27 protein-coding genes and 1 tRNA gene are annotated in these 26,601 nt (G+C 70.5%); 14 read left to right on the forward strand and 14 right to left on the reverse strand.

Translation table 11 applies throughout. From position 1 onward, the window contains the following. Positions 1–3 precede the first annotated feature (3 nt). Positions 4–1,161, forward strand: a complete 1,158-nt coding sequence (locus OHT51_RS05995) for a Gfo/Idh/MocA family protein (protein ID WP_328877835.1) — start codon at positions 4–6, stop codon at positions 1,159–1,161. A gap of 9 nt (positions 1,162–1,170) precedes the next feature. Here OHT51_RS05995 and OHT51_RS06000 read toward each other — a convergent pair whose 3' ends face one another. Together OHT51_RS06000 and OHT51_RS06005 are read right to left on the reverse strand one after the other, a co-directional pair. Further along, positions 1,171–1,788: a TMEM175 family protein gene (locus OHT51_RS06000; RefSeq protein ID WP_328877836.1), complete on the reverse strand. Its 618-nt coding sequence runs from the start codon at positions 1,786–1,788 to the stop codon at positions 1,171–1,173. A 66-nt stretch (positions 1,789–1,854) separates the two neighbouring features. After that, positions 1,855–2,883 carry a LacI family DNA-binding transcriptional regulator gene (locus OHT51_RS06005; RefSeq protein ID WP_328877837.1) on the reverse strand — a complete coding sequence of 343 codons (1,029 nt, stop codon included), beginning with the start codon at positions 2,881–2,883 and terminating at the stop codon, positions 1,855–1,857. Positions 2,884–2,990: 107 nt separating this feature from the next. On the opposite strand from OHT51_RS06005, the gene OHT51_RS06010 reads away from it, so the two are divergent. The 5 genes from OHT51_RS06010 to OHT51_RS06030 all read left to right on the forward strand — a co-directional run bounded on the left by OHT51_RS06010 (position 2,991) and on the right by OHT51_RS06030 (position 7,715). Continuing rightward, on the forward strand, positions 2,991–4,151 hold the full coding sequence (locus tag OHT51_RS06010) for a phytanoyl-CoA dioxygenase family protein (protein WP_328877838.1): 1,161 nt from the start codon (positions 2,991–2,993) through the stop codon (positions 4,149–4,151). Positions 4,152–4,167: 16 nt separating this feature from the next. Then, on the forward strand, positions 4,168–4,944 hold the full coding sequence (locus OHT51_RS06015; protein WP_328877839.1) for an SDR family oxidoreductase: 777 nt from the start codon (positions 4,168–4,170) through the stop codon (positions 4,942–4,944). Positions 4,945–5,002: 58 nt separating this feature from the next. Continuing rightward, positions 5,003–6,007, forward strand: coding sequence for a Gfo/Idh/MocA family protein (locus tag OHT51_RS06020; protein ID WP_328877840.1), 1,005 nt, complete (start codon positions 5,003–5,005; stop codon positions 6,005–6,007). Next, positions 6,004–7,026 carry a Gfo/Idh/MocA family protein gene (locus OHT51_RS06025; RefSeq protein ID WP_328877841.1) on the forward strand — a complete coding sequence of 341 codons (1,023 nt, stop codon included), beginning with the start codon at positions 6,004–6,006 and terminating at the stop codon, positions 7,024–7,026. Before OHT51_RS06020 ends, OHT51_RS06025 begins: the two co-directional genes overlap by 4 nt. Positions 7,027–7,328: 302 nt before the next feature. After that, a complete protein-coding gene (locus OHT51_RS06030; RefSeq protein WP_328877842.1) occupies positions 7,329–7,715 on the forward strand; it encodes a hypothetical protein in 387 nt (128 codons plus the stop codon). Positions 7,716–7,833: 118 nt separating this feature from the next. Here OHT51_RS06030 and OHT51_RS06035 read toward each other — a convergent pair whose 3' ends face one another. Genes OHT51_RS06035 through OHT51_RS06055 form a run of 5 tightly spaced genes read right to left on the reverse strand, consistent with a single transcriptional unit; the run spans position 7,834 to position 12,791 of the window. Continuing rightward, on the reverse strand, positions 7,834–8,853 hold the full coding sequence (locus OHT51_RS06035) for a Gfo/Idh/MocA family protein (protein WP_328877843.1): 1,020 nt from the start codon (positions 8,851–8,853) through the stop codon (positions 7,834–7,836). Positions 8,854–8,871: 18 nt separating this feature from the next. Continuing rightward, positions 8,872–9,774, reverse strand: a complete 903-nt coding sequence (locus tag OHT51_RS06040; protein ID WP_328877844.1) for a sugar phosphate isomerase/epimerase family protein — start codon at positions 9,772–9,774, stop codon at positions 8,872–8,874. Between the two features lies 1 nt (position 9,775). Then, complete coding sequence (locus tag OHT51_RS06045; protein WP_328877845.1) at positions 9,776–10,687, reverse strand: ATP-binding cassette domain-containing protein; 912 nt, start codon at positions 10,685–10,687, stop codon at positions 9,776–9,778. A 5-nt stretch (positions 10,688–10,692) separates the two neighbouring features. Beyond that, positions 10,693–11,772 (reverse strand): ABC transporter permease, encoded by a 1,080-nt coding sequence (locus OHT51_RS06050; RefSeq protein WP_328877846.1) that lies wholly within the window; start codon positions 11,770–11,772, stop codon positions 10,693–10,695. Continuing rightward, positions 11,772–12,791 carry a sugar ABC transporter substrate-binding protein gene (locus OHT51_RS06055; protein WP_328877847.1) on the reverse strand — a complete coding sequence of 340 codons (1,020 nt, stop codon included), beginning with the start codon at positions 12,789–12,791 and terminating at the stop codon, positions 11,772–11,774. Before OHT51_RS06055 ends, OHT51_RS06050 begins: the two co-directional genes overlap by 1 nt. Before the next feature lie 322 nt (positions 12,792–13,113). Between OHT51_RS06055 and iolC the strand changes: the two genes are divergently transcribed. The 6 genes from iolC to OHT51_RS06085 are packed head-to-tail and all read left to right on the forward strand — an operon-like array spanning position 13,114 to position 20,145. Next, on the forward strand, positions 13,114–14,091 hold the full coding sequence (gene iolC, locus OHT51_RS06060) for a 5-dehydro-2-deoxygluconokinase (protein ID WP_328877848.1): 978 nt from the start codon (positions 13,114–13,116) through the stop codon (positions 14,089–14,091). A gap of 39 nt (positions 14,092–14,130) precedes the next feature. Continuing rightward, complete coding sequence (locus tag OHT51_RS06065) at positions 14,131–15,009, forward strand: Cgl0159 family (beta/alpha)8-fold protein (protein ID WP_328877849.1); 879 nt, start codon at positions 14,131–14,133, stop codon at positions 15,007–15,009. A gap of 14 nt (positions 15,010–15,023) precedes the next feature. Then, entirely contained in the window at positions 15,024–15,911 is an 888-nt protein-coding gene (iolB, locus tag OHT51_RS06070; protein ID WP_328877850.1) for a 5-deoxy-glucuronate isomerase, read from the forward strand. An 11-nt stretch (positions 15,912–15,922) separates the two neighbouring features. Further along, a complete protein-coding gene (gene iolD / locus OHT51_RS06075; protein ID WP_328877851.1) occupies positions 15,923–17,800 on the forward strand; it encodes a 3D-(3,5/4)-trihydroxycyclohexane-1,2-dione acylhydrolase (decyclizing) in 1,878 nt (625 codons plus the stop codon). Between the two features lie 42 nt (positions 17,801–17,842). Continuing rightward, positions 17,843–19,336, forward strand: a complete 1,494-nt coding sequence (locus OHT51_RS06080; protein WP_328877852.1) for a CoA-acylating methylmalonate-semialdehyde dehydrogenase — start codon at positions 17,843–17,845, stop codon at positions 19,334–19,336. 23 nt (positions 19,337–19,359) lie between these two features. Beyond that, positions 19,360–20,145: a GntR family transcriptional regulator gene (locus tag OHT51_RS06085; protein ID WP_328877853.1), complete on the forward strand. Its 786-nt coding sequence runs from the start codon at positions 19,360–19,362 to the stop codon at positions 20,143–20,145. Here OHT51_RS06085 and OHT51_RS06090 read toward each other — a convergent pair. The 6 genes from OHT51_RS06090 to OHT51_RS06115 all read right to left on the reverse strand — a co-directional run bounded on the left by OHT51_RS06090 (position 20,135) and on the right by OHT51_RS06115 (position 24,321). Next, positions 20,135–20,938 (reverse strand): DUF427 domain-containing protein, encoded by an 804-nt coding sequence (locus tag OHT51_RS06090; RefSeq protein ID WP_328877854.1) that lies wholly within the window; start codon positions 20,936–20,938, stop codon positions 20,135–20,137. The two genes, OHT51_RS06085 and OHT51_RS06090, sit on opposite strands and share 11 nt — an antisense overlap. A 45-nt stretch (positions 20,939–20,983) precedes the next feature. Continuing rightward, the gene (locus tag OHT51_RS06095; protein WP_328877855.1) at positions 20,984–21,970 is read right to left on the reverse strand and encodes an aldo/keto reductase; all 987 of its coding nucleotides are present in this window, start codon (positions 21,968–21,970) and stop codon (positions 20,984–20,986) included. Positions 21,971–22,082: 112 nt separating this feature from the next. Continuing rightward, positions 22,083–22,745 carry an NUDIX domain-containing protein gene (locus OHT51_RS06100; RefSeq protein ID WP_328877856.1) on the reverse strand — a complete coding sequence of 221 codons (663 nt, stop codon included), beginning with the start codon at positions 22,743–22,745 and terminating at the stop codon, positions 22,083–22,085. 104 nt (positions 22,746–22,849) lie between these two features. After that, positions 22,850–23,524, reverse strand: coding sequence for a hypothetical protein (locus OHT51_RS06105; RefSeq protein ID WP_328877857.1), 675 nt, complete (start codon positions 23,522–23,524; stop codon positions 22,850–22,852). A gap of 152 nt (positions 23,525–23,676) precedes the next feature. Next, on the reverse strand, positions 23,677–24,108 hold the full coding sequence (locus OHT51_RS06110) for an HIT family protein (RefSeq protein WP_328877858.1): 432 nt from the start codon (positions 24,106–24,108) through the stop codon (positions 23,677–23,679). 139 nt (positions 24,109–24,247) lie between these two features. After that, a tRNA-Pro gene (locus tag OHT51_RS06115) sits at positions 24,248–24,321 on the reverse strand. Positions 24,322–24,433: 112 nt separating this feature from the next. Here OHT51_RS06115 and OHT51_RS06120 point away from each other — a divergent pair. Both OHT51_RS06120 and cobF read left to right on the forward strand, forming a co-directional pair. Next, positions 24,434–24,955 (forward strand): DUF309 domain-containing protein, encoded by a 522-nt coding sequence (locus OHT51_RS06120; RefSeq protein WP_328877859.1) that lies wholly within the window; start codon positions 24,434–24,436, stop codon positions 24,953–24,955. A gap of 84 nt (positions 24,956–25,039) precedes the next feature. Further along, positions 25,040–25,804: a precorrin-6A synthase (deacetylating) gene (gene cobF / locus OHT51_RS06125; protein ID WP_328877860.1), complete on the forward strand. Its 765-nt coding sequence runs from the start codon at positions 25,040–25,042 to the stop codon at positions 25,802–25,804. A gap of 49 nt (positions 25,805–25,853) precedes the next feature. Here the strand turns inward: cobF and OHT51_RS06130 are convergent, their stop codons facing one another. After that, positions 25,854–26,600 carry a cobalt-precorrin-6A reductase gene (locus tag OHT51_RS06130; RefSeq protein ID WP_328877861.1) on the reverse strand — a complete coding sequence of 249 codons (747 nt, stop codon included), beginning with the start codon at positions 26,598–26,600 and terminating at the stop codon, positions 25,854–25,856. Position 26,601: the final 1 nt, after the last annotated feature.

A 26,601-nucleotide genomic window follows, 5' to 3' on the forward strand; every position in this document is an offset into this window, starting at 1 on the left:
GCAATGGTGGATACGCTCGGTGTCGCCGTCATCGGATTCGGCTGGATGGGGCGGGTGCACACCCAGGCGTACGCCCGTGTCCCGCACCACTACCCGCAGCTGGCCCTGCGTCCGCAGCTCGTGACCGTCGCCGAGGAGGTGCCGGGCCGGGCCGAGGAGGCCGCCGCACAGTTCGGGTTCACGTCGACGACCCGTGACTGGCGCGAGGTGGCCGCCGACCCGCGTGTGCGGGCCGTCAGCATCACCGCGCCGAACTTCCTGCACCGCGAGATCGGCGTCGCGATGGCGGAGGCCGGCAAGCACATCTGGATCGAGAAGCCGGTGGGCCTGACCGTCGCGGACGCCCAGGCGGTCACCGACGCCGTCGCCAAGGCCGGCGTCCGGGGCGCGGTCGGCTTCAACTACCGCAACGCGCCTGCCGTGGAGGCGGCCCGCGACCTCATCGCGTCCGGCGAGATCGGCACCGTCACCCACGTCCGCGTCCGCCTCTTCAGCGACTACGCCGCCCATCCCGACGGCGCCCTGACCTGGCGGTACGAGAAGGAGCGCGGCGGCAGCGGGGTACTGGGCGACCTGGCTTCGCACGGCGCCGACCTGGCCCGCCATCTGCTCGGCGACATCGCGTCCCTGACCGCCGACACGGCGATCTTCCTCCCGGAGCGGGCCCGCCCCACCGGCGCCACGGCCGGCCACAGCCGCGCCACCGGGGGCGAGCTCGGCCCGGTCGAGAACGAGGACTACGTCAACTGCCTGCTGCGCTTCGCCTCCGGCGCCCGCGGCGTGCTGGAGGCCTGCCGGGTCTCGGTCGGCGAGCAGAACAACTACGGCTTCGAGGTGCACGGCACCAAGGGCGCGGTCTTCTGGGACTTCCGCCGGATGAACGAACTCGGCATCAGCCGCGGCACGACCTACCAGGACCAGCCGGTCAGCACGGTGTACGTCGGCCCGGGCGACGGCGAGTTCGGCGCCTTCCAGCCTGGCGCCGCGAACGCCATGGGCTACGACGACCTGAAGGTCATCGAGGCGTACCGCTTCCTGCGCTCGGTCGCCGAGGGCGTTCCGCACGGGGCCACCCTTCAGGACGCGGTGCACAGCGCCGCCGTACTGGACGCGATGGCGCGCTCGGCCGAGAGCCGCGCGTGGGTGTCCGTGGACGTGTAGCCCGGGCGGTCAGGAGTCGTCGCGCCGGCGGGCGCGCCGGCCGAGGGAGAACTTGAGGGGAACCAGGACGAGCCACCACCACACGGCGGCGGCCCCGGCGACCAGCGTGAGCGGGATGGTGAGGAGGAACACCGCCACCGTCACGGCGAGATCGAGGGCGTACAGCCCGAAGCCGCCCACGGGAGTGACGTCGCCGCGCAGCCACGGGCGCCGGGACAGTACGGCGACCATGGCGAGGTGGGCGGCCCCGAGCGCCGCGACCGACGCGGCGTAGATGGCGACCGAGACGGGGTCGCGCCCGTACTCGGAGATCAGCCTGGTGGGGAACGGCAGCAGCGCCGCGATGCCCAGGCCGAAGACGGACAGGGTGATGAGCTGTCCGTCGACCTCGCGCACGGTGCGGAAGATGCTTCGGTGGTCGCGCCAGAAGCTGCCCAGCACCACCACGCTGAGGGCGTAGGCGCCGAAGTCCGGGATCACGTCGCGCAACGCGTCGTGGTACTGCCGCTCGGTCAGCTCCCGCGGCACGGTGAGGTCGAGGACGAGCAGGGTGATGGCGATGGCGAACACGCCGTCGGCGAGCGCCAGCAGCCGTTCGGGCCCACCGTCGGGGTGCGATTTCCACATGCGCACGACGGTAGGGAGCCAGGGCGCGTCGGGCGGGCGTACACGCCAGGGGCACGGCCGCGATCGTCATCCGATGGGCGTGGGCATGTTGTACGGGGTCACCACCTGGATCGCCGACGGCAGCGTGGGCCCCGCGGGCGGCAGCGCGCCGTGGGCCCGCATGACGATGTGGCAGGCCTCGCGCATGTCCTGGCGCAGGTCGTGATGGAGGACGGCGGACAGGCGGTGCTCGCGCAGCAGGCGGGTGTTGTCGTGGTCGAGGTCGTGCGCGACGAACACCGCGCACTGCCGGCCAAGGTCCTCGAAGGCCCGCAGCGTGGCGATGTTGCCGCCGCCGATCGAGTAGACCGCGCGGATCTCCGGGTCGCGCTCCAGGGCGGCCCGCACCAGGTCGTACTGGGTGGCGTCCAGGCCCTGTCCCTCGGCGAGTTCGACCAGCGTGCGGTGGGGGTGCCGGGCGCGCATGGCGCTGCGGAAGCCCATCTCGCGCTCCTCCTCGTTGCGGAAGAAGCCGCTGCTGAGGCTGGTGAGGACATGGCCGGGACGGTCGCCGAGCCACTGGCCCATGAGGTACGCGGCGGTCGCCCCGGCGGCCCGGTTGTCTATGCCGACGTACGCGAGGCGCGGCGTGGACGGCAGGTCCGTCACGAGGGCCACCACGGGGATGCCGGACTCCGTGAGCCGCGCGACGGCGGCGGTGATCTCGGGGACGTCCGGGGCCTTCAGGATCACACCCTGCGAACCGCGCCGGCCTATCCGGTCCAGGGTCCTCGTCAGCTCCTCGACCGGGCCCGTCTCCCGGAAGTGGAAGCGCGAACGCACGACGGCCGGATGCAGGGCCGGCAACTCGGCCTCGAGGGCGGCCCGTACGGCCGTCGAGAACCGCTCCGGCGTCTGCATCACTATGTCGATCATGAAGGTACGGCCCACCAGCCGGACCTGTGTGCGCTGCCGGTCCAGGTCGGCTATCGCCTGGCTGACCTCGCGCGCGGTGCTCTCCCGCACCCCTCCCCGCCCGTTCAGAACCCGGTCGACCGTGGCCTCGCTCAGGCCCGCCTGACGGGCGATCTCGCGGATCGGGAACGGGTGGCCCATGCGACGGCTCCTTGAGGGGTTTTTGATGGTCGCCTGCCGGTTGTTCGAGGGGATTGTCATGACAAGAATGGCATCGCTGAGTCGCCCCTGTCACCGAGAGGACGCCGATGTCCTTCACCCCCGTACACCGCCGGGCCTGGCTGTCCGAGCACGACTGCGACCTCGCCGACTTCCGTGAGGTGGTCGAGCGGACCACGGACCTCGCCGACCACCCGTACGCCTCCTCCGTGGAGCGCAACGTCCTGATCTACGACAGCGACCGCCTCCGCAAGGCAGAGGACAGCAGGGCGGTGCGGGCCGAGCTGGTGCGCGCCCTCACCGACGGGCCGGGCATCGTGGTGTTCAAAGGCGCCTTCCCGGACACCGAGATCGTCGACCGGCTCAGTGCCGTGTTCGACGCCCTGATCGCCGAGCAGCGCGCCTCGGGCGCGAGCGCCGGGGACCACTTCGCCAAGCCGGGCGCCAACGACCGGGTCTGGAACGCGCTGGAGAAGGCGGCCCTCTACGACCCCGAGGCGTTCGCCGACTACTACGCCAACGACATCCTCGCGCTGGTCTCCCGCGCCTGGCTCGGCCCCGGCTACCAGGTGACCTCGCAGGTGAACGTCGTCAACCCGGGCGGCGCGGCGCAGACCGTGCACCGCGACTACCACCTGGGCTTCCTCTCCAACGAGGTCGCGGCCGCCTTCCCGGCCCATGTCCACGTCCTCTCCCCCGTGCTCACACTCCAGGGCGCCGTCGCGCACTGCGACATGCCCGTGCAGTCCGGGCCGACGATGTACCTGCCGTACTCGCAGAGGTACGAGCCGGGCTACCTGGCCTGGCGACTGCCCGAGTTCCAGGAGTACTTCGAGGCGCACCACGTCCAGCTCTCCCTCGCCAAGGGCGACGCGGCCTTCTTCAACCCGGCGCTGTTCCACGCGGCCGGCACCAACCGGTCGGCGGACATCAGGCGGATGGCGAACCTCCTCCAGGTGTCCTCCGCGTTCGGCCGGGCGATGGAGACGGTGGACCGCGAGGCCGTCGCGAACGCCGTCTACCCCGTGCTGCTGGCGCGCGCGGGCGTGGACGAGGCGTGGACGGCGAACGTCATCGCAGCGAGCGCCGAGGGCTACCCCTTCCCCACGAACCTCGACAGCGACCCACCGGTCGACGGCCTGGCCCCGCCCTCCCAGGCGGACGTCGTACGGCGCGCGCTGCGCGAGGCATGGACTCCCGAGGCTCTGCGGGACGAGCTGCGGGCCGGCGCCGAGCGGCGCCAGAGCTGAAAGGACCCGAAAAGGCATGGGACTTCTCGACGACAAGGTCGTCCTCGTCAACGGCGGAAGCCAGGGCGTGGGCGCCGCCATCGCGCGTGCCGCCGTGCGCGAGGGGGCGGTCGTGGCCGTCACCGGGCGGCGCACCGAACCCGGTGAAGCCCTGGTGGCCGAGCTGGCCGCCGCCGGCGGCAAGGCCCTGTTCGTGCGGGCCGACCTGTCGGACGCCGAGCAGGCGAAGACCTCCGTCGCCGAGGTCGTCGACGCGTACGGCCGGGTCGACTGCATGGTCAACTCGGCGGGGCTGACGTCCCGCGGCACCCTGCTCGACACCACGCCCGAGCTGTTCGACCAGCACATCGCGATCAACCTCAAGGCGCCGTTCTTCGCCATGCAGGCCGCCGTCCAGGACATGATCGCCCGCAAGGCGCCCGGCACGATCGTCAACATCATCACGTCCTCGGCACACGGCGGGCAGCCGTTCCTCGCCCCGTACGTCTCCGCCAAGGCCGGTCTGATCGGCCTGACCCGCAACGCCGCGCACGCCCACCGCTGGGACCGGGTCCGCATCAACGGCCTGAACATCGGCTGGACGGCCACCGAGGGCGAGGACGCCACACAGAAGGCCTTCCACGGTGCCGACGACGGCTGGCGCGAGTCGGCTGCCGCCGGGCTGCCGATGGGGAAGCTCGGACAACCGGACGAGATCGCCGACTTCGTGGTGTTCCTGCTGTCGGAGCGGTCCGGGGTGGTCACGGGTTCGGTGATCGACTGGGACCAGAACGTCCTGGGCGGCCTCGACTAGATCTTCGTCAGCGCTCCGACCTCTCCCCCGCAAGCCCCGTACCCAAGGAAGCAGAACCATGCGTATTGGAATCCTCGGCCTCGGCCGCATCGGCGCCTTCCACGCCGAGACCCTCTCCGGACTCGACGCGGTCGACTCCCTCGTCGTCACCGACCCGTTCGCGGACGCCGCCAAGGCCGCCGCGGAGCGGTTCGGCGCCGAGGTCGTGGACTCGCCCGAGGCCCTGCTGGCCGCCGGCGTGGACGGCATCGTCGTCGCGGCGGCGACGGACGCCCACCCCGCGCTGATCCTGGCCGGCGTCGAGGCCGGCATCCCCGTCTTCTGCGAGAAGCCGGTCGCCAGGACCATGGCCGAGGGCGTCGAGGTGCTCAAGGCCGTCCGGGGCAAGGACGTGCCGATCCAGATCGGCTACAACCGCCGCTTCGACGCCGGGTTCGTCAACGCCCGCGCCGCAGTGCAGAACGGCGAGCTCGGCAAGCTGCACACGGTCCGCTCGACCACGCTGGACCCGGCGCCGCCGCCCGCCGCGTACATCGCCGCCTCCGGTGGCATCTTCCGGGACTGCTCGGTGCATGACTTCGACATCATCCGCTGGGTGACCGGCCGCGAGGTGAGGGAGGTGTACGCCGTCGGTGGCAACAAGGGCGCCGACTACATCAAGGAGGCGGGGGACGCCGACACCACCGGCGCGATCCTCACCCTGGACGACGGCACGATCGCGGTCGTCTCCAACTCCCGCCACAACGCCCGGGGTCACGACGTCCGCATGGAGATCCACGGCTTCACGGACTCCATCGCGGTCGGCCTGGAGGACAAGCTGCCGCTGCGCTCGGTCGAGCCGGGCGTGACCTTCCCGGCGGGCACGCCGCACGACTTCTTCATGGACCGCTTCAGCGCCGCATACCGCGCCGAACTCACCGCGTTCACCGAAGTCGTGGCGGGTACCCGGCCCTCGCCGTGCACGATCGAGGACGCCCTGGAGGCGGGCTGGATCGCCGACGCCTGCACGCTGTCTCTGCACGAGCACCGTCCGGTGACGATCGAGGAGGTACGGCAGGGATGAGCGAGACGGGCCGGGAGCCCCTGCGCATAGGTGTGCTGGGAGCCGCGCGAATCACCGAACGCTCCCTGATCGACTCGGCCCGGGCGACCGGCCACCGCCTCGTCGCGGTGGCCGCCCGCGACCGCGCCCGCGCCGAAACGTTCGCCGCCGGGCACGGCGTGGAGCGGGTGGCGTCCTCGTACGCCGAACTGATCGCCGATCCCGAGGTCGACGTCGTCTACAACCCGCTCGCCAACGGCCTGCACGGCCCGTGGAACCTGGCCGCCCTCGCGGCCGGCAAGCACGTGCTGTCGGAGAAGCCGTCGGCGAGCAACGCCGCGGAGGCGGCCGAGGTCCGGCAGGCTGCCGAGAAGGCCGGGACGGTCTTCATGGAGGCCTTCCACTACCTCTTCCACCCGGTCACCCGCCGCCTCCACGAGCTGCTGGCCTCGGGCGAACTAGGCGAACTGCGCCACGTCGAGGCCATGGTCGCCATCGCCCCACCGCCGGACACCGACCCGCGCTGGTCGCTGCCGCTGGCCGGCGGCGCCCTGATGGACCTCGGCTGCTACAGCCTGCACGCGCTGCGGATGCTCGCCCCCTGGGCGGGCGGCGCCCCACGCCTGGCCGCGGCCCGGGCCGGAGAGCGCGCGGGCGCGCCCGGGGTCGACGAGTGGCTGGACGCCGACCTGGAGTACCCCGGCGGCGCGACGGGCTCGGCCCGCTGCCACATGGCGTACGACGATCTGGACATGAGCATCCGGATCGTCGGTTCCCAGGGCGAGGCGACGGCCCCGAATTTCGTCCTGCCCCAGCTGGACGACCGCATCGTCATCCGCACCGGGAAGGGCGAGCGCACGGAACAGCTCGGCACCCGCTCGTCGTACACGTACCAGCTGGAGGCGTTCGCCGCCCGGGTGCGCGACGGCGGGCCGCTGCCGCTGGACGCGGACGACGCGGTGACGACGATGGAACTCATCGACGCGTGCTACCGGGAGGCCGGGTTCGAGCCGCGTCCGCGTACGGCACTCACGGGCTGAGAGAACGTCGGCCGCGACGATCGGGCGTGTATTGAGGGCAGTTGACGGTGATATCGACTCAGCCGGCACGTCCGAGTCAAACCCGAATACGCACTCCGAATCCGGGGTGTGACGGATATCCCGGACACTCCATGAATTTGAGCAAACCCTCCGGGTCGAATGATCCGGATTGGCGGACCTCCCTTCGAAAAGGCACCCGAAATGTTCCGAGAACCAGCCGCGCAGTAGATCATTTCATGTACCCTCCAACTGACCAGCGCGCCACAGGAAGTGGCGTCAGGGGGGAACAAGGAGGCAGCAACGTGAAGGTCAGGAGACTGATCGGCGCCGGGGTCGCAGCAGTGGCGATGACGGCCATGGCATCCGCACCGGCAAGTGCCGATGATACGGTCACCGGCGGCAATGTGGAAATGGTAATTTTCGGCAGCGGTACGCGCGTCAACTCTGTCACTATCCACGGGATCCCGGAACCTCAAGGCCCTGCCCAGTATCAGTTCACCTATTTCGCCACCACCTCGCCGACCAAGACGCACACAATGATTTGCGGTGGCAGCAGCACAGGGGGCAGCTGCAGTCACAAATTCAGCATCAATGCCACATACGCCAAGGGAGTCGGAATCAGAAGCTGCGGGTCGATCAAGCGTGTCGACAACCAGCAGATCCTCGGAACTGCCTGCAAGAAGTGGTGATGGAGTAAAGCCTCACCTGGCGCGGGGCACTCCACGATGATTGCGGACTTTCCGCCCCGACTGGGAGTCGGGGCGGAAAGTCGTAAGAGGCGTGAGACAGGGCTCGATCAAGCGGGACTCACCGGTACAGGGCGGGCTTCTCCACCAACGCCACCTCTACGCGGCCCCCGTCCTGAAGTGCCCGCACCCCCGCCTCGCACACCGCAGCCGCGGCGTAGCCGTCCCAGGTGCTCGGGCCGGTGACCTCGCCGTGGCGGGTGGTGTCGATCCAGGTCTGGATCTCGCGGTCGTAGGCCGTCTCGAAGCGTTCGGTCCAGTCCTGGGCGATGGTGCCGCCCCAGCGGCCGGCCATGTTGGTGATCAGGGCGTGGCCGTCGCCGATGCGGGCGGTGCCGCGTTCGCAGACCACCTCGGCCTGGACCTGGTAGCCGAAGCCGCAGTTGACGAAGATCTCGACGTCGCTGAGGGCGCCGCCGTCGGTCTCGAAGACGACGAACTGGGGGTCCTGCAAGGCCTCCGGGGCGCTGGCCGAGGGGGTGGGGCGCAGTACTGTGACGGCGGTGATCTCGTGGCCCAGCAGCCAGCGGGTCGCGTCGGCCTCGTGGGCGACGGAGTCGCTGATCAGCATGGAGCTGGTGAAGAAGGGCGGGCTGGCGACATTGCGGTGCCGGTTGTGCAGCATGAGCGGACGGCCCAGCTGACCGGTCGCCAGCAGGGCCTTCAGCTTCGCGTACTCGGGGTCGTAGCGGCGCATGAAGCCGACCTGGACCCGGCGGTGGCCGAGTCGCTGTTCGGCTTCGAGGACGCGCAGCGCCGACGCCGCGTCGGGGGTGAGCGGCTTCTCGCACAGGACAGGCAGATCGTGCTCGACGGCGGCGAGGAGGGCGGCCTCGTGGGCCGGGCCCGGGGAGGCGATCAGGACGGCGTCCACGTCGGCCGCCGTCATCGCGGCAGCCGGGTCGGTGTAGGCGGTGCAGCCGTCGACATGGGCGGCGACGGCCTTCGCGCGCTCCGCGTCGACGTCCACGACGGCCGCCACCCGTGCTCCGCTGGTGACTTCGTGGATGCGGCGCACATGGTCGGCGCCCATCCTTCCGGTACCGATGACCGCGACTCCCAGAGGGGCACGCTCCGTCATGGCCGTCCTTTCGGGTCGTCAGGCGCCGCAGGACCTCAGGAACTTACGGGTGCGCACCGCGATCGGCAGCGGCTTGTCCGGCTCACAGGGGTACATGTCCTGCTCGACGATGGCGAAGAGGTCCACGCCCAGCTTCTGGGCGGCCGTCAGGACGGGGCCCAGCTCCGGTACACCGGCGGGCGGTTCACACATCACACCGCGCGCGACGGCCGGGCCGAACGGGATCTCGTTCTTGACGACGTCGGCGAGGATCTCCGGGTCGACCTGCTTGAGGTGGAGGTAGCCGATGCGCTCGCCGTAGGTCTCGATCAGCTTGACGCTGTCGCCGCCGCAGTAGGCGTAGTGCCCGGTGTCCAGGCAGAGGTTGACCGCGTCGGAGTCGGTGGAGTCGAGGAAGCGCTCGACGTGCTCCTCGGTGTCGATGTGCGTGTCGGCGTGCGGGTGGACGACGATGTCCAGGCCGTAGCGGTCCTTCACCTCGCGGCCCAGGCGCTCCATGCCGGTGGTGAGGTTGCGCCACTGCTCGGTGGTGAGTTCCGGTGCCTCCAGGATCTCGGCGGTCTTGTCGTCGCGCCAGAAGGACGGGATGACGACGAGGTGCTTGGCGTCCATGGCCTGGGTGAGCGCGGCGACGTTGCTGACCTGCTCCCAGGTGGAGTCCCACTCGGAGGGGCCGCGGTGCAGTCCGCAGAAGATGGTGCCGGCGGAGACCTTCAGGTTCCGCTTGGTCACCTCGTCGGTGAGCCGGGCCGGGTCGGTCGGCAGGTAGCCGTACGGACCGAGTTCTATCCAGGAGTAGCCGGCCTCGGAGACCTCGTCGAGGAAGCGTTCCCAGGGCACCTGCTGGGGGTCGTCGGGGAACCAGACGCCCCAGGAGTCGGGGGCGGAGCCGACCCGGATGCGGTCGAGCGCGTGGGCCATGTCAGGACTTTCCTTCCGAGGACGTGCCTACGGGAGCGGTCAGGTCCCCCTCTTCGGGGAGCTCTTCGACGTCGACGCCGCGGACCTGCGCCAACTCGTGCTTGAGGGAAGCCAGTTCGGTGCCGCCGGCCATATGGTTGGTCAGCTCTTCGAGGCTGACCTCGCTGCGGGAGGCGGACAGTTCCATGGTGCCCAGGCGCAGCACGCTGAAGTGGTCGCCGACCATGTAGGCGTGGTGCGGGTTGTGGGTGATGAAGATGACGCCGAGGCCCTTCTCGCGGGCGGCGGCGATGTACTTGAGCACCACGCCGGACTGCTTGACGCCGAGGGCGGCGGTCGGCTCGTCCAGGATGAGGACGCGGGCGCCGAAGTAGACGGCGCGGGCGATGGCGACGCACTGGCGCTGGCCGCCGGAGAGCGTGCCGATCGGCTGCTCCATGTCGTCCAGGACGATGCCCATGTTGCGCAGCTCTTCGTCCGCGGTCTTCTTCATCTGCTCGATGTCGAGACGGCGCAGCGGCCAGGGGCCCTTGGTCATCTCGGAGCCGAGGAAGAAGTTGCGCCACACCGGCATCAGCGGGACGACCGCGAGGTCCTGGTAGACCGTGGCGATGCCCTTGTCGAGGGCCTCGCGCGGGGTGGAGAAGCGCACCGGTTCGCCGTCGACGAGGAACTCGCCCTCGGTGTGCTGGTGCAGACCCGAGATGATCTTGATGAGGGTGGACTTGCCGGCGCCGTTGTCGCCGAGGACGCAGGTCACCTTGCCGGAGTGGACTTCCAGGCTCACGCCGTGCAGGGCGCGGATGTTGCCGTAGGACTTGCCCGCGGCCTTCAGCTCGATCACGGGGCGTTCGTCCGCGGGCCGGGTGTCCTTCAGAACGGCCCCGTGGGTGCCGGTGGAGTTGCTTGTCATTCCGATCACCTCCGGGTCGCTTGCTTGCGGACCCACAGATTGACGAGGGTGGCGCCTACGAGCATCACGCCGAGGAAGGTCTTGAACCAGTCGGGGTTCCAGGTGGCGTAGACGATGCCCAACTGGACCAGGCCGAACATGAACGCGCCGAAGACCGGGCCGATGATCGTGCCGTAACCGCCGGTCAGCAGACAGCCGCCGACCACCGCCGCGGCGATGTAGATCAGCTCGTTGCCCACGCCCTCACCGGACTGCACGGTGTTGTACTGGAACAGGTTGTGCATGCCGACGAACCAGGCGCCGAAACCGACCAGCACGAACAGCGAGATCTTGGTGAAGTTCACCGGGACGCCGACGGCGCGGGCGCTGTCCTTGTTGCCACCGACCGCGAAGATCCAGTTGCCGTACTTGGTGCGCAGCAGGACCCAGGTGGCCAGCGCCGCGAAAGCCAGCCACCACAAGACAGTGATCTTGACGTTGACTCCGCCGACGTCAAAGGACGAGGCGAACACGGCCTTGGCCTGGTCGAAGCCGTCCATGTCGCTGATGTCGTCCGTGGCGACGTTGCCGGTGACCAGCTTGGTCACCGCCAGGTTCACGCCCTGCAGACCCATGAACGTGCCCAGGGTGACCAGGAAGCTCGGCAGCCCGGTCCTCACCAGCAGCCAGCCGTTGAAGAAGCCGATCGCAAGCGACACCACCAGGGCCGCGATCACGCCGACCCAGACGTTCAGGGTCAGCTCGAAGGCGGTCATGCTCGCCGTCAGCGCCGAGGCGACCGGCGCGACGCCGGAGGACAGGTCGAACTCGCCGCCGATCATCAGCAGCGCCACGGGCAGGACCATGATCCCGATGGTCGACGACTGGTAGAGGACCGTCGACATCGAACTGCCCTGGCGCAAGGTCGGCGCCATGATCAGGAAGAAGACCAGGATGGCCAGGGCGCCGAGGAAGACGCCCACCTCGGGCCGAGCGAGCAGTCTCAGCACCAGGGAGCGCTGCTGGGTCCGCCCGTCCTTCTCCTTGCCCGGGCCGGAGACCGGCGGTGTAGTCACCGCCGGCTCAGCCTGCTGGGTCATGCTCATCACCGGGTGCCCTTCGCGGCGAACTCGGCGATCTTGTCGACGTTGGACTTGTCGACGAAGGCCGGGCCGGTCAGCACGGGCTGCTCGCCGCCGCCGCTGTAGTTGCCGTTGTTCTTGTAGAGCCACAGACCGTCGACGGCCAGGTAACCCTGCAGGTAGGGCTGCTGGTCCACCGCGAACTGGATGTCGCCGCTCTTGACGGCCTTGATGAGTTCCTTGTTGAGGTCGAAGGTCGCGACCTTCGCCTTGCTGCCGGCATCACTCACCGACTGCACTGCGGTCAGCGCGAACGGCGCTCCGAGCGTGACGACGTAGTCGATGGAGGAGTCCTGCTTCAGCTTGGCGGTGAGCGTCGACTTCACCGACGGCTTGTCTGCGCCGTTGACGTTCTGGACGTCGAGCTTGCCGTCGAAGGTCTTCTCCACGCCGTCGCAGCGCTGGGTGAGACCCACGTTGCCCTGCTCCTGGATGACACAGAGGGCGTGCTTCGCGCCGACCTCGTTGAGCTTCTTACCGAAGGCCTCGCCCGCGACGGACTCGTCCTGGCCGAAGAACTCCAGCATGTTGAACTGCTTCCAGTCGCTCAGGCCGGAGTTGAGGCCGACGACGGGTATGCCGGCCTTGTCCGCCTTGCCGATCACGCCCTTCATGGCGTCCGGCTTGGCGAGGGTGACCGCGATGCCGTCGACCTTCTGGTCTATCGCGGTCTGGACCAGGTTGGCCTGGTTGCCCGCGTTCGGGTCGGCGGAGTAGATGAGCTTGATGTTGTCCTTGGCGGCCGCTGCCTCGGCGCCCTTGCGGACGGTGTCCCAGAAGGTGTCGCCGGGCGCCTGGTGCGTGACCAGGGCGACGGTCATGCGGGGCGTGGTCGCCTTGCCCGCCGACGCGTCCGCCGCGCCTTCCTCGGACTTCTTGCCTCCGGAACTGCTGGAGCAGCCGGCGAGGGTCAGGGCCGCTGCCGCGGCCACGGCGATGACGGGCGCGAACCTGCGGGAGCGGGGGTGAGAAGAGCGGTCCATCTTTCCTGGCACCTCACTGTGCTACTGCGGGGGAAAGGAAGGGATCACGAAGGGATCCGTGGTCCCGGAGCCTTACGGAGTCCGGATCATGATGCCGCAAACCGACTGTTGCGATGGCACGGGATACAAGTCGCTGCCACGCCCGCTGTCAATAGTTTGTTAAGACATCATTTCACAAGCAGGTCCGAATGTAAGTACAAACTATTGACAGCGCTGCCCTCCGAGACCTACACCTGGGAGGCGGCAGGTCCCGTGGATCCACGCCCCCACCGTGTCAGGGCGCTTCAGGACCCGCATCCCCAGCTTCCCGAGGAGGTCGCGCATGGCCGAGCCAGCCCAGTATTTCGATGTGATCACGATGGGCCGCATCGGGGTCGACCTCTACCCCCTGCAGACCGGCGTCCCCCTGGAGAGAGTGGAGACGTTCGGGAAATTCCTGGGAGGTTCGGCGGCGAACGTGGCGGTCGCCGCCGCCCGCCTGGGACGCCGCACGGCGGTGATCACGCGCACCGGCGACGACCCCTTCGGCACCTACCTGCACGAGGAGCTGAAGGCCTTCGGCGTCGACGACCGCTGGGTCACCCCGGTCGGCGCGTACCCGACGCCGGTCACGTTCTGCGAGATCTTCCCGCCTGACGACTTCCCGCTGTATTTCTACCGCCGCCCCAAGGCGCCGGACCTGGAGATCCACACCGACGAGCTGGACTTCTTCGCCATCCGCGGCGCCCGGATCTTCTGGATCACCGGCACCGGCCTGAGCGAGGAGCCGAGCCGCTCCGCCACGCTCGCCGCCCTCAAGGCCCGCGACAAGTCCGGCACCACCGTCTTCGACCTCGACTGGCGGCCGATGTTCTGGCGCGACCCCGAGGAGGCCCGCCCGTACTACCGCGAGGCCCTGCGGCACGCCACGGTCGCGGTCGGCAACCTCGACGAGTGCGAGATCGCCACCGGCGTCCGCGAGCCGCAGGCCTGCGCGGACGCGCTGCTGGAGGCCGGCGTGGAGCTGGCCGTCGTCAAGCAGGGCCCCAAGGGCGTCCTGGCCGTGCACCGCGACGGCACCCGGGCCGAGGTCCCGCCCGTGCCGGTCGAGGTGGTCAACGGCCTGGGCGCGGGTGACGCCTTCGGCGGCTCGCTCTGCCACGGTCTGCTCGCCGGCTGGGACCTGGAGCGGACCATGCGCCACGCCAACGCCGCCGGCGCCCTCGTCGCCTCGCGCCTCGCCTGCTCCTCCGCGATGCCCACCGCGTCCGAGGTCGCGGACCTCCTCGCCGGGGTGCCGTCGCCGAGCACCAGCCACTGATGCCGTCGCCGAGCACGAGCCACTGAAACGGAGCCTTCCTTGAACATCGGCATCACCGACCTCACCACGGTCAGAGCCCGCAACCCCGAGGCGGTCGCGGAAGCGGCCGCCCGCCGGGTGCGCCGTCCGCTGCTCGGCGACAGCGGACGGCTGATGATCGTGGCCGCCGACCACCCGGCGCGCGGCGCCCTCGGGGTCGGCGACCGGAGCTTGGCCATGGCCAACCGCGCGGACCTGCTCCAGCGCTTGTGCACCGCGCTGTCCCGGCCCGGCGTGGACGGGGTGCTGGCCACCGCCGACATCCTGGAGGACCTGCTGCTGCTCGGCGTCCTCGACGACAAGGTTGTCATGGGCTCCATGAACCGCGGCGGCCTGGCCGGAGCGTCCTTCGAGATGGACGACCGCTTCACCGGCCACCGCGCCGAGGACATCGCCCGGCTGCGCTTCGACGCGGGCAAGCTGCTGGTCCGCGTCGACTACGACGACCCGGGCTCGCTCACCACCCTGGAGGCCACGGCTCGCGCCATCGACGCCATGGCCGCGCTCCAACTGCCGCTGTTCGTCGAGCCCTTCATATCCCGGCGGATCGACGGCAAGGTACGCAACGACCTGTCCGCCGAGGCCGTCACCAAGTCGATCGCCATCGCGTCGGGACTGGGCGGCACCTCGGCGTACACATGGCTGAAACTGCCCGTCACCCATGACCCCGACGACATGGCCGAAGTTCTTCAGACGTCCACACTGCCCGTCGTCCTGCTCGGCGGCGAGGTCGGGGACGACCAGGAGGGTGCCTACGAGCGCTGGCGCAAGGCGCTCCGGCTCCCGACCGTCCAGGGAATGGTCGTCGGCCGCTCGCTGCTCTACCCGGCCGAGGGCAGCGTGGAGACGGCGGTGGACACGGCCGTCGGCCTGTTGTGACCCGGAGGAACACGATGACGTATCACCTTCCCGCGGGAAAGGCGCTCGGCGGCCCGTACGTCGTGGACGTCACGCCCGAGAAGGCCGGCTGGGGCTACTCCAGCCTGCGGATCCTGGAGCTGCCGCCCGGCGGCTCGCACAGCTTCGACACCGGCGACAGCGAGTGGATCGTGCTGCCGCTGAACGGCGGCTGCACGGTCGAGGCCACCGACGACTTCGGCCATGACACGTTTCAACTCACCGGCCGTGACAGCGTGTTCAGCGCCGTCACCGACTTCGCCTATGTGCCGCGCGACGCCAGTACGACCGTCTCGTCGCCCGCCGGCGGACGGTTCGCGCTGACCGGCGCACGGTGCTCCCGGCGGCTGCCCGCCCGCTACGGTCCGGCGTCGTCGGTGCCGGTGGAGCTGCGCGGCACGGGCAACAGCAGCCGCCAAGTGAACAACTTCGGTGCGGCCGGGGTCTTCGAGTGCGACAAGCTCATCGCGGTCGAGGTCATCACGCCGGGCGGCAACTGGTCGTCCTTCCCGCCGCACAAGCACGACGAGCACCGGCCCGGCGAGGAGTCGGTCCTCGAAGAGATCTACTACTTCGAGTTCGCCGGCCACGAGGGCACCCCCGGCCTCGGCTACCAGCGCGTCTCCCCGTCCGGACACGGCCGGAACACCGACGTCCTGGCGGAGGTGCGCGGCGGCGACGTGGTGCTGATCCCCGACGGCTGGCACGGGCCGTCCATGGCCGTGCCCGGCCACCACATGTACTACCTCAACGTCATGGCGGGCCCCGAGGCCGAGCGTGCCTGGCTGATCTGCGACCACCCCGACCACGCCTGGATCCGCGGCACCTGGCCGGACCAGCCCGTCGACCCCCGTCTGCCCCTCTACACCGCTGAGTCCCAGTGAGGTCCCCCGAGATGAGCCAGCCCACGATCCGCCTGACCGTCGCCCAGGCGCTGGTGCGGTTCCTGTCCGTGCAGTACACCGAGCGCGACGGCGTACGGCACCGGCTGATCGCCGGCACCTGGGGCATCTTCGGCCACGGCAACGTGGCCGGCATCGGCCAGGCCCTGCTCCAGGCGGGCGAGGACGTCATGCCGTACCACCAGGGCCGCAACGAGCAGTCCATGGTGCACGCGGCCGTCGGCCACGCCCGGCAGCTCAACCGGCTCTCCGCGCAGGCGGTGACCACGTCGATCGGACCGGGCGCGACGAACCTGGTGACGGGTGCGGCCCTGGCGACGATCAACCGTCTGCCCGTCCTCCTGCTCCCCGGCGACTACTTCGCCTCCCATGCCCCCGACCCGCTGCTCCAGCAGCTGGAGCACCCGACCGAGGCGGACGTGTCGGTCAACGACACCCTGCGCCCGGTCTCCCGCTACTTCGACCGGATCACCCGCCCCGAGGCGCTGATCCCGTCCGCGCTGAACGCCATGCGCGTCCTCGCCGACCCGGCCGAGACCGGTGCGGTCACGCTGGCCCTCCCCCAGGACGTCCAGGCGGAGGCGTACGACTGGCCGCAGGAGTTCTTCGCCGATCGCGTCTGGTACGTACGGCGTCCCGCGCCCGACCCGGTCGAGCTGGCGGCGGCCGTGGCGGCGATCCGGGCCGCCGAGCGCCCGCTGATCGTCGCGGGCGGCGGCGTCCACCACAGCGAGGCCGAGGCGGCCCTCAAGGCCTTCGTGGAGGCCACCGGCATCCCGGTCGCCTCCACCCAGGCCGGCAAGGGCTCGCTGCGGTACGACCACCCCGCCGACCTCGGCGGCATCGGCCACACCGGGACCTCGGTCAGCGACGACATCGCCCGCGGCGCCGACCTGGTGATCGGCGTGGGCACGAGATACACCGACTTCACCACCGCCTCCGGCACGCTCTTCCAGAACCCGGACGTGCGTTTCCTGAACCTCAACATCACCGGCTTCGACGCGCACAAGTTGGCCGCACGGACGCTGGTGTGCGACGCGCGGGCCGGCCTCACGGCCCTGACGGAAGCGCTTTCCGGCCACCGCGTGGACAGCGCGTACGAGGCCGAGTACGGCGCCGGCAGGGAGCGTTGGGACGCCGTCGTCGAGGCCGCCTACCGCGCCGACGACGAGAGCGCCGTACCGACGCAGACCCAGGTGCTGGGCGCGCTGGACGGGGTCGTCGGGGACGACGACGTGGTCATCAACGCGGCCGGTTCACTGCCGGGCGACCTGCACAAGCTGTGGCGGTCCCGCTCGCCGCGCCAGTACCACCTGGAGTACGGCTACTCCTGCATGGGCTACGAGATCCCGGCCGGCATCGGCATCCAGCAGGCCGCCCCGGACACGGCCGTGTGGTCGCTGGTCGGCGACGGCACCTATCTGATGATGCCGACGGAGATCGTGACCGCGGTCCAGGAGGGCCTGCCGGTCAACATCGTCCTGATCCAGAACCACGGCTACGCCTCCATCGGCGGGCTCTCGGCCGAGACCGGTGGCGAACGCTTCGGCACCGACTACCGCTACCGGGCCGCCGACGGCACCTTCACGGGCGCCCCGCTCCCGGTCGACCTCGCCGCGAACGCGGCCAGCCTCGGCCTGGACGTGCTGCGCGCCAAGACGGTGGGCGAGCTGCGCGAGGCGCTTGCCACCGCCCGCGCCTCCGACCGGCCGACCTGCGTGTACGTCGAGACCGACATCAGGAACCCGAACGCGCCGGGCGCCGAGGCCTGGTGGGACGTGCCCGTGGCCGAGGTCGCCTCCCGCGAGGCCGCCGTCGAAGCCCGCGCACGGTACGACCAGCACGTCACCGACCGCCGCCGCCACCTCTGAACTCCCCGCACACGAACCGCACTTGAAAGGCCCTTGCGCACCATGAAGACCATCACCCACTGGATCGACGGCAAGCCCGTGGAGGGCGGCTCCGGCCGCTTCGCCCCCGTCTACAACCCGGCCACCGGCGCCCAGGAGAAGCAGGTCGCGTTCGCGACCGTCGACGAGGTGGACGCCGCCGTCGCCTCCGCCAAGGCCGCGTTCGAGAGCTGGGGTCAGTCCTCCCTGGCCAAGCGCACCGCGATCCTGTTCAAGTACCGCGAACTGCTGGACGCCCACCGTGACGAGATCGCCGAGCTGATCACCGCCGAGCACGGCAAGGTGCACTCCGACGCGCTCGGCGAGGTCGCACGCGGTCTGGAGATCGTGGAGCTGGCCTGCGGGATCAGCGTGCAGCTGAAGGGCGAGCTGTCGACGCAGGTGTCGAACCGCGTGGACGTGGCCTCGATCCGGCAGCCGCTGGGCGTGGTCGCCGGCATCACGCCGTTCAACTTCCCGGCCATGGTGCCGATGTGGATGTTCCCGCTGGCCATCGCGTGCGGCAACACCTTCGTGCTGAAGCCGAGCGAGAAGGACCCGTCGGCGTCATACCGGCTGGCCGAGCTGGCCACCGAGGCCGGGCTGCCGGAGGGTGTGCTGAACGTCGTGCAGGGCGACAAGGTCGCCGTGGACCGGCTGTTGGAGCACCCGGACATCGAGGCGGTGTCCTTCGTCGGCTCGACGCCGATCGCGAAGTACATCCAGCTCAAGGCGGTTGAGCACGGCAAGCGCGTACAGGCCCTCGGTGGCGCCAAGAACCACATGCTCGTCCTGCCCGACGCCGACCTCGACTTCGCCGCCGACCAGGCGATCAACGCCGCCTACGGCTCCGCGGGCGAGCGCTGCATGGCCGTGTCGGTCGTGGTCGCGGTCGGCGACACGGGCGACGAGCTGGTCGGGAAGATCGCCGAGCGGGCGAAGAACCTGCGCATCGGCCCCGGCAACGACCCCGCGAGCGAGATGGGCCCGCTGATCACGCGCGAGCACCGCGACAAGGTGGCGTCCTATGTCGCTTCGGCCGCCGAGCAGGGCGCCGAGGTCGTCGTCGACGGCACCGGCTACTCGGTCGAGGGCCACGAGGACGGCTTCTTCCTCGGTGTCTCGCTGCTGGACCGGGTGCCGCTGACGGCGGACGCGTACCGGGACGAGATCTTCGGACCCGTGCTGGCGGTGGTGCGTGCGGAGACGTACGAAGAGGCCATCAAGCTGATCAACGACTCCCGCTGGGGCAACGGCACCGCGATCTTCACCCGGGACGGCGGCGCGGCCCGCCGCTTCCAGCTGGAGGTCAAGGCGGGCATGGTCGGCGTGAACGTGCCGATCCCGGTGCCGGTCGGCTACCACTCCTTCGGTGGCTGGAAGGACTCGCTCTTCGGCGATCTGCACGTCTACGGCAACGACGGCATCGCCTTCTACACCCAGGGCAAGGTCATCACCACGCGCTGGCCGGACCCGTCCGACGGCGGCATCAACCTCGGTTTCCCCAGCAACTCCTGACAACCCGACAGGGAGGGAGTCCCATGGCGAAGACCCGCGGCTCGGCACGTGCCGGGTCCGGCTCCGCGCTGGCCTCGCTGGACTTCGCCCTAGACCGGGGCAGTCCCGTGCCGCTGTACTACCAGCTCGCCCAGCAGCTGGAAGCGGCGATCGAGCACGGAGCCCTCGCGCCCGGCAACCTCCTGGGCAACGAGGTCGACCTGTCGGTGCGGCTGGGCCTGTCCCGGCCCACCGTCCGGCAGGCCATCCAGTCGCTCGTCGACAAGGGGCTGCTGGTCCGGCGGCGCGGGGTGGGCACCCAGGTCGTCCACAGCCAGGTGAAGCGCCCGCTGGAGCTCAGCAGCCTCTACGACGACCTGGAGGCGGCCGGGCAGGGTCCGACCACGCAGGTCGTCCGCAACGAACGCGTCCCGGCGGCTGCCGACGTCTCCGCCGCACTCGGCCTCGCGGAGGGCGCCGAGGTCACGGTCCTGGAACGGCTGCGCTGCACACACGGCCAGCCGGTCGCGATCCTCTGCAACTACCTGCCCGCGAGCCTGCTCGACCTCGACACGGCCCGGCTGGAGTCGACCGGCCTGTACCGGATGATGCGGGCCGTCGGCATCACCCTGCACAGCGCCCGCCAGACCATCGGCGCCCGCTGCGCCACCGCCGAGGAGGCCGGGCGGCTCGACGAGAAGGAGGGCGCCGCGCTGCTGACCATGCAGCGCACGGCGTACGACGACACGGGCCGGGCGGTCGAGTACGGGACGCACATCTACCGTGCGTCCCGGTACGCGTTCGACTTCCAGCTGCTGGTCAGGCCTTGAGGCGCGCGGTGAACGGCGTGACCGGCCGTTCCAGCCGTTCGCCGTCCACGGTGATCTCCACCGCCTCGTTGTAGAACGCCAGGAGCCCCTTGACGGGCGCCACCGCGGCCAGCGGCTCGGCATAACTCCAGAGGATGTTCCGCGGGACCTCGCCCTCGCCGCGCCAGTTCCAGTACTGGGCCGTGCCCTTGTACGGGCACCCGGTGCTGTGGTCGGTGGGCTCGAACAGGTCGAGCCGGACGTCCTCGCGGGGCAGGTAGTACCGCGTCGGCAGGCTGGTCTCGAACAGCAGCACCGGGCGGTGGGTGTCCGCGACGACTGTGCCGCCGATCTCGACCTGGACATGGCGGCCGCTGGGCATGGCGTCCACCCGTTTGTGCGGGTCACGGGGGTGGATGAAGATCTCTTCCTCTTCCTCGTACCAGTGGTCGAGGCCGGTGCCCCAGCGCCAGAACCACTCGAAGGCGATGTGTCCGGCGAGGTCGGCGGCGGGGAAGGTCCACGCCGCGTTCTCCACCGGCTCGCCGTCGACCTCGAGGTCGTAGAAGATCTGCGAGCCGGTGTGCTTGCCCGGCTGCGGGTTCTTGGCGGGGCGGAGGAGGTCCGTGCGGACCTCCTCGCGTGGGAACGCGTAGCACGGCACGGGCAGATCGGGCTCCCAGACCAGGACGGGGTGCCGGCTGTCGACGACGGTGACGTCGCCCTTGAGGCCTCGCACCCAGCGCTCGCTGGGCTCCCACAGGAGGCCTTCGGGGGTCGTACGGACGTGCCGCTCGGTGGGGAACAGAGGCATGGCCACTCTCCTTCGGCTCCTCTTCGGAGCGTACTCCGGGAGGGGTCAGTGGGCCCCGTCGAGCCGGGCCCGCTGGTCGGCGGTCAGCTCCAGGTCCACGGCGGCCAGGCTCTCCTCCAGCTGGGCCACGGAGGACGCTCCGACCAGCGGGACGATCGGCAGCTCGGCGCCGATCTGCCAGGCCAGGACGACCTGGTTGACGGTGGCGCCGGTCTCCTGCGCGACCTCGCGGAGCACCTTCAGGCGGGCCGGGGTGCCCGGGTGGTCGAAGTCGCCGGGCAGCGCGACGTCCGGGCGGGTGTAGGCGCCCTTGAGCAGCGGCGAGTAGGCGACCAGCGTGAGGCCCGGCTCGGCGCGCAGGTAGCTGAGCAGGTCGGGGCCGGCGTGGCCGAGGCTGCCGTCGGGGAACAGGCCCTCGGGGACATCGAGGCGGGGCCGCAAGTGGCTGTGGGCGTACTGGAGCACCTCGTAGCCGGGCAGGCCCGCCGCGGCGGCGAGGGCGCGGGCCCGCTCGACCCGCCAGGTGGCGTGGTTGCTGACGCCGAGCAGCCCGACCGTGCCCTCGGCGACCAGTTCGGCGAACCCCTCGACGGTCTCCTGGAGGGGGACCTGCTGGTCCTCGATGTGGGCGTAGAGCAGGTCCAGCCTGGCCACGCCGAGCCGGTCGCGGCTGCGTTCGGCGGACTCGCGGATCACCTTCGCCGACAGGCCCTCCGCGTTGTCGATGTAGCCGGTACCGGGGGCCAGCGGGCGGGCGCCGAGCTTGGTGGCGATGACGATCTCGTCGCCGACGCCCCGGCTGCGGCGCCACCGGCCGAGCAGTTCCTCGCTCTGTCCGCCCTGACCGCCGTCCTCCCAGAAGGCGTAGTTGTCGGAGGTGTCGATGAAGGTTCCGCCCGCCTCGACATAGCGGTCGAGGACGGCGAAGGAGGTCTCCTCGTCGGTGCGGGAGCCGAACAGCATCGCGCCGAGCGCGAGGACGCTCACCTCGCGGCGGGTGTTCGGGGCGGTGCCTATGGTGCGGTACTTCATGGATGACTTCCCTCCCGTTCGTGCGCCCGGAATTCGGGGCACGAACGGGAGTGTTCATCTTGAAGCGCACTTCAAGTCAAGGGCGTGGGCGCGCACTTGGTGTTCCTGGGCGTCACTTGGCGAACGGGCCGTCCAGCGCCGCCCACTGCAGCAGCATGATCGTCTTGGCGTCGGCGATCTCCCCGCTGCGGACCATCTCCAGGGCCCGGCGGAAGGGCAGCTCGACGATCTCGATGTCCTCGCCCTCCTCGTCCAGGCCACCGCCCTCGTGGGTGCGGGTCGAGGGGCCGTAGGCGGCGGCGTAGAAACTGACGCGCTCGGTGACCGAGCCGGGGCTCATGTAGACGTCGAAGACGTGCCGGACCTCGCCGATGGTGTGCCCGGTCTCCTCCACGACCTCGCGCCGTACCGCGATCTCCGGGTGTTCGTCATCGTCGTCGAGCAGCCCGCCCGGCGTCTCGACGAGCATGCCGTCGGGGTGGCCGTTGACGTACACCGGAAAGCGGAACTGGCGGGTGAGCAGGACGGTTTCGCGTTCGGCGTCGTACAGCAGCATGGTCGCGCCGTTGCCGCGGTCGTGCGTCTCGCGCTGCTGGGTGCTCCAGGTGCCGTCGGCGTGCTGGAAGTCGAAAGTCGTCGCGCGCTCGACGTACCAGTGGCTGGACAGGAGTTGCACGTCCCGCACCTTGATGCGCGGATTGCCGGTCAGGTCCCGGCCCGCCCGGTCGAGTCCGGTGCGGCCACGGCGGTCGGGGGTGTCGATGCCGGCGGTCATCGGGCACCGGCCGGGAGGATGAGCGAGTTGGTCATGGCCCGCTTCTACCACCCCGGCATGGCGTACGTCGCGCGGGAACATGAGGGGTGCGGGACATCCGGGCGTCAGCCCGCGACATCCGCCTTGTCCAGGACCTGCGCCCACGCGGGAGGCCGGACGTCCACCGGCTCGTCGAAGGCGCTGAACGACGTGGTGGTGACGTTCCCGCCGCCCTTGTAGACGGTCTTCAGCAGGTGGGGCTCGCCCTCGGTGGCGACGTAGAAGGTGTACGTCCCTTCCTTGTCGGCCTTGTCCGTGACGTGCAGTGCGATCGCTTCCCGGTCGCCGACGCGGGTGGCCTCGCCCTTCCTCACCTTGCCGAACGACTCGAAGGGCCAGGTGCACGCGGCCAGTCCGTCGCCCGGCTGCGCCTCGTCCGCGGGTACCTTCGCCCACTGTTTCGGACGGACGTCGGCGACCGGCCTGCCGCGCCAGTTCTCGAGGTACGTCTCGTCGGGGCGGACGTAGTCCGTCTCACCGATCCTGATCTGTTCGAGGCTGCCCTTGTCGCCCCAGGTGGTCTTCGCCGTGCACCGGTCCTTCAGATCGGTCCTCAGGCGCATCGACACCTTGCCGCTGTCCGCGGTGTTGGTCATCTCGACCGTGACGTAACGCAGGTCGCGCATCGCGTCGTTGGCCTCGTCGAGAAGCTCCGCCGCCGACTTCTCCGCGCCGCCGTCACCGGCCCCGCACCCGGTGAGCACGGCTGCGGTGAACAGACACGCCAGCGCCGCTGTCATGGGAATCGTCCGCATTGAGCCCCCCGCTCCGTTCCCGGTTCCCGGTCCCCGTTTCCCCGTTCACCGAAATGACCATGTTCATGATCGGCAGCGGGAGCCTACCAGCCCCGAGCAGTCCGTCCGGGGCCCTTGTCCGCCACTGTCGGGCCTGTTCAGGCCCCCGGCGGCACGGCATGCTCGAAGCCGAGGTCGCTCAGGGCGGTGCGGAGTTTGTCGGCCGCCTCGTCCAGTGCCGACATGTCCTCCTCCGGCTTGGCATGGGCGAAGTTCAGGTCGCCAAGACCCCACATGGGCGCCACATGAATGTGCAGGTGGGGCACCTCGAATCCGGCGATGAGCAGCCCGGCCCGCGGAGCGTCCCAGGCCCGCTGCACGCCCTGGCCGACGGCCTGGGCCACCTGCATGCAGTGGGACAGCAGGTCACCGTCGACCTGCGTCCACTGGTCGACCTCACGCCGGGGCACGACGAGGGTGTGGCCGGGCGTCAGCGGCGCGATGGACAGGAACGCCGTCGCGTGCGGGTCCTGCCAGACGAACCGGGCGGGAAGCTCTCCGTCGATGATGCGGGAGAAGACGGTGGTCATGCCGGGCCCCTTCGCTGCGGAAGATCTCTCGGAGCGAGCCTACGTTCCGAACAGCGCGTGCACCCGGTCCCGTTGACCTTCGACCGGGCATACGAGAAAGGGCCCCGCAGGCTCTCACCTGCGAAGACCCTTCGCACCGTCGGGACGACAGGATTTGAACCTGCGACCCCTTGACCCCCAGTCAAGTGCGCTACCAAGCTGCGCCACGTCCCGATGCCTCTCACGCGGTGAACCGCGTGATCGTGCGGACAGCACTTTACCGTACGGGGACGAGTGCGCCGAAGGGGGGCATCCGGCGTGGGGCCGGGCGATGGACAATCGGTGTATGGGCAGCACATCGTCAGGACACCAGGCCGAAGCGCGGGACCGGGACAGCGAGGGGCGGGCACGCAACGCACGGCCCCGGGACGGTCTCGGGCGCCCCCTGCCGTACGACGCGGACGGCGTCGACCGCCAGCCCGAGGGCGTCGTACGCACGCCGGAGCAGACCGTCGCCGAGGCGCAGGAGCTGCTGGACGCGGGGAAGCCGTTCCATGCGCATGAGGTGTTCGAGGACGCCTGGAAGGCGGGGCCGGAGGGAGAGCGGGCGCTGTGGCGGGGGCTGGCGCAGCTCGCGGTGGGGCTCACGCACTCGGCGCGGGGGAACGTGACGGGCGGGCCGCGGCTGCTGCGGCGGGGCGCCGGGGCCGTGGAGGAGTGGGCGTCCGGAGCCGGGGAGCGGACACCGTACGGGATGGATCTCGCGGGGCTGAGCGCATGGGCGCGGGAGCTGGCGGGGGGCGTGGAGGAGAGCGGGGAGGCCGTGGACGCGCGAGGGCGGGCGCCGAGGCTACGGGGCGGGGCGTAGGGGCCGGCCGGAGTCTGCGGGCCTCACCCCTGTCCGCCCGGACGCGGTGTCGGTGGTGTCAGTGGCGTGGGGCAGACTCGGGGTGTGCGAAAGATTCATGTCATCGGTATCGGCGCGGGCGACCCTGAGCAGCTGACGTTGCAGGCGGTCAGGGCGCTGCGGAGTGCGGACGTGTTCTTCATCCTCGACAAGGGCGAGGTGAAGTCGGACCTCACGCAGTTGCGCCGGGACATGCTGGACGCGCACATACCGGAGGGGACGTACCGGGTGGTCGAGGCCCGGGACCCCGAGCGGGACCGGTCCGCCGGCGGTACCGCGTACTCCCCCGCCGTCGGTGACTGGCGCAGTGCGCGCGCCGGGATCTACGAGCAGCTGATCGCCGAGGAGCTGGGCGAGGACGAGACCGGGGCGTTCCTGGTGTGGGGCGACCCCGCGCTGTACGACAGCACGCTCGGGATCCTGGAGGAGGTCCTGGACAAGGGCGCCGTGGCCTTCGAGTACGACGTCGTCCCCGGCATCAGCAGCGTCTCCGCACTGGTCGCCCGCCACCGGACGGGACTCAACCGGGTCGCCCGCCCCGTACAGATCACCACCGGCCGCCGCCTTGCAGAAGGCTTCCCCGACGGCGTGGACGACGTCGTCGTGATGCTCGACGCCCACCAGACCTTCCGGCAGTACGCCGACCAGGACATCGACATCTACTGGGGCGCCTACATCGGCACCCCGGACGAGATCCTCGCCTCGGGCCCGATCGCCGAGACCGCACCACGCATCGAGAGCCTGCGCGCGGAGGCACGGGAGCGCAAGGGTTGGATCATGGACACGTATTTGCTGCGCCGGAATCCGTAGGAGTAGTAGGTGCGGCGCGGCTGTCTGGCCTGGGACGTACCCACAGCGCTCACAGGCTGAAGCCGAGCCGCTCCAGCGCCCCCGCCACATCCGGCACCGGCTCCACGCCCTCCGGGAGTGGCGGGCGGCGTACGAGCACGACGGGTAGGGCGAGTTGGCGGGCGGCTGTGAGTTTGGCCGCGGTTGCCGTGCCGCCGCTGTCCTTCGTCACGAGGGTGTCGATGCGGTGGTCGCGTAGGAGGGCCGACTCATCGGCGAGCGTGAACGGGCCGCGGGACAGGAGCACTTCGGTGTGCGGGGGCATCGGTGGCTCGGGCGGGTCGACGGAGCGTACGACGAAACGCAGGTCCGTGAGGTGGGCGAAGACCGCGAGGCCCAGGCGGCCGGTGGTCAGGAAGACGCGGTGAGCGAGGCTGGGCAGGAGGGCCGCGGCCTCGTCGAGCGACGCGACCTCGTGCCAGCGGTCCCCGGGGCCGGGGCGCCAGCCGGGCCGGCGCAGGACCAGCGACGGTACGCCGGTCGCCGTGGCGGCGCGGACCGCGTTAGCGGTGATCGACTCGGCGAACGGGTGCGTGGCGTCGACGACGGTGTCCACGTGCTCGGCGCGCAGCCAGTCGGCCAGCCCCTCCGCGCCGCCGAAGCCCCCGACGCGTACGTCCCCCGCGACCGCGCCCGGCCGTGCCACGCGCCCCGCGAGCGAGGTGGTGACGCGGACGCCGGGGTGCGCCGCCAGCGCGGCGGCGAGCTCGCGGGCCTCGGTGGTGCCGCCGAGGATCAGCACGTGGCGGGGGGACATG

The organism is Streptomyces sp. NBC_00299, assembly GCF_036173045.1.
GTDB classification, from domain to species: domain Bacteria; phylum Actinomycetota; class Actinomycetes; order Streptomycetales; family Streptomycetaceae; genus Streptomyces; species Streptomyces machairae.

Excerpts from the sequence above, each read along its gene's own strand:
- iolB (WP_328877850.1), top strand. The coding sequence starts at position 15,024 with ATGACGTATCACCTTCCCGCGGGAAAGGCGCTCGGCGGCCCGTACGTC.
- OHT51_RS06005 (WP_328877837.1), bottom strand. The coding sequence starts at position 2,883 with ATGGGCCACCCGTTCCCGATCCGCGAGATCGCCCGTCAGGCGGGCCTG.
- OHT51_RS06040 (WP_328877844.1), bottom strand. The coding sequence starts at position 9,774 with ATGGCCCACGCGCTCGACCGCATCCGGGTCGGCTCCGCCCCCGACTCC.
- OHT51_RS06035 (WP_328877843.1), bottom strand. The coding sequence starts at position 8,853 with ATGACGGAGCGTGCCCCTCTGGGAGTCGCGGTCATCGGTACCGGAAGG.
- iolD (WP_328877851.1), top strand. The coding sequence starts at position 15,923 with ATGAGCCAGCCCACGATCCGCCTGACCGTCGCCCAGGCGCTGGTGCGG.
- OHT51_RS06100 (WP_328877856.1), bottom strand. The coding sequence starts at position 22,745 with ATGACCGCCGGCATCGACACCCCCGACCGCCGTGGCCGCACCGGACTC.
- OHT51_RS06015 (WP_328877839.1), top strand. The coding sequence starts at position 4,168 with ATGGGACTTCTCGACGACAAGGTCGTCCTCGTCAACGGCGGAAGCCAG.
- OHT51_RS06110 (WP_328877858.1), bottom strand. The coding sequence starts at position 24,108 with ATGACCACCGTCTTCTCCCGCATCATCGACGGAGAGCTTCCCGCCCGG.
- OHT51_RS06000 (WP_328877836.1), bottom strand. The coding sequence starts at position 1,788 with ATGTGGAAATCGCACCCCGACGGTGGGCCCGAACGGCTGCTGGCGCTC.
- OHT51_RS06095 (WP_328877855.1), bottom strand. The coding sequence starts at position 21,970 with ATGAAGTACCGCACCATAGGCACCGCCCCGAACACCCGCCGCGAGGTG.
- OHT51_RS06120 (WP_328877859.1), top strand. The coding sequence starts at position 24,434 with ATGGGCAGCACATCGTCAGGACACCAGGCCGAAGCGCGGGACCGGGAC.
- OHT51_RS05995 (WP_328877835.1), top strand. The coding sequence starts at position 4 with ATGGTGGATACGCTCGGTGTCGCCGTCATCGGATTCGGCTGGATGGGG.
- OHT51_RS06090 (WP_328877854.1), bottom strand. The coding sequence starts at position 20,938 with ATGCCTCTGTTCCCCACCGAGCGGCACGTCCGTACGACCCCCGAAGGC.
- OHT51_RS06045 (WP_328877845.1), bottom strand. The coding sequence starts at position 10,687 with ATGACAAGCAACTCCACCGGCACCCACGGGGCCGTTCTGAAGGACACC.
- OHT51_RS06130 (WP_328877861.1), bottom strand. The coding sequence starts at position 26,600 with ATGTCCCCCCGCCACGTGCTGATCCTCGGCGGCACCACCGAGGCCCGC.
- OHT51_RS06085 (WP_328877853.1), top strand. The coding sequence starts at position 19,360 with ATGGCGAAGACCCGCGGCTCGGCACGTGCCGGGTCCGGCTCCGCGCTG.
- OHT51_RS06010 (WP_328877838.1), top strand. The coding sequence starts at position 2,991 with ATGTCCTTCACCCCCGTACACCGCCGGGCCTGGCTGTCCGAGCACGAC.
- iolC (WP_328877848.1), top strand. The coding sequence starts at position 13,114 with ATGGCCGAGCCAGCCCAGTATTTCGATGTGATCACGATGGGCCGCATC.
- OHT51_RS06025 (WP_328877841.1), top strand. The coding sequence starts at position 6,004 with ATGAGCGAGACGGGCCGGGAGCCCCTGCGCATAGGTGTGCTGGGAGCC.
- OHT51_RS06080 (WP_328877852.1), top strand. The coding sequence starts at position 17,843 with ATGAAGACCATCACCCACTGGATCGACGGCAAGCCCGTGGAGGGCGGC.
- OHT51_RS06105 (WP_328877857.1), bottom strand. The coding sequence starts at position 23,524 with ATGACAGCGGCGCTGGCGTGTCTGTTCACCGCAGCCGTGCTCACCGGG.
- OHT51_RS06055 (WP_328877847.1), bottom strand. The coding sequence starts at position 12,791 with ATGGACCGCTCTTCTCACCCCCGCTCCCGCAGGTTCGCGCCCGTCATC.
- OHT51_RS06050 (WP_328877846.1), bottom strand. The coding sequence starts at position 11,772 with ATGAGCATGACCCAGCAGGCTGAGCCGGCGGTGACTACACCGCCGGTC.
- OHT51_RS06020 (WP_328877840.1), top strand. The coding sequence starts at position 5,003 with ATGCGTATTGGAATCCTCGGCCTCGGCCGCATCGGCGCCTTCCACGCC.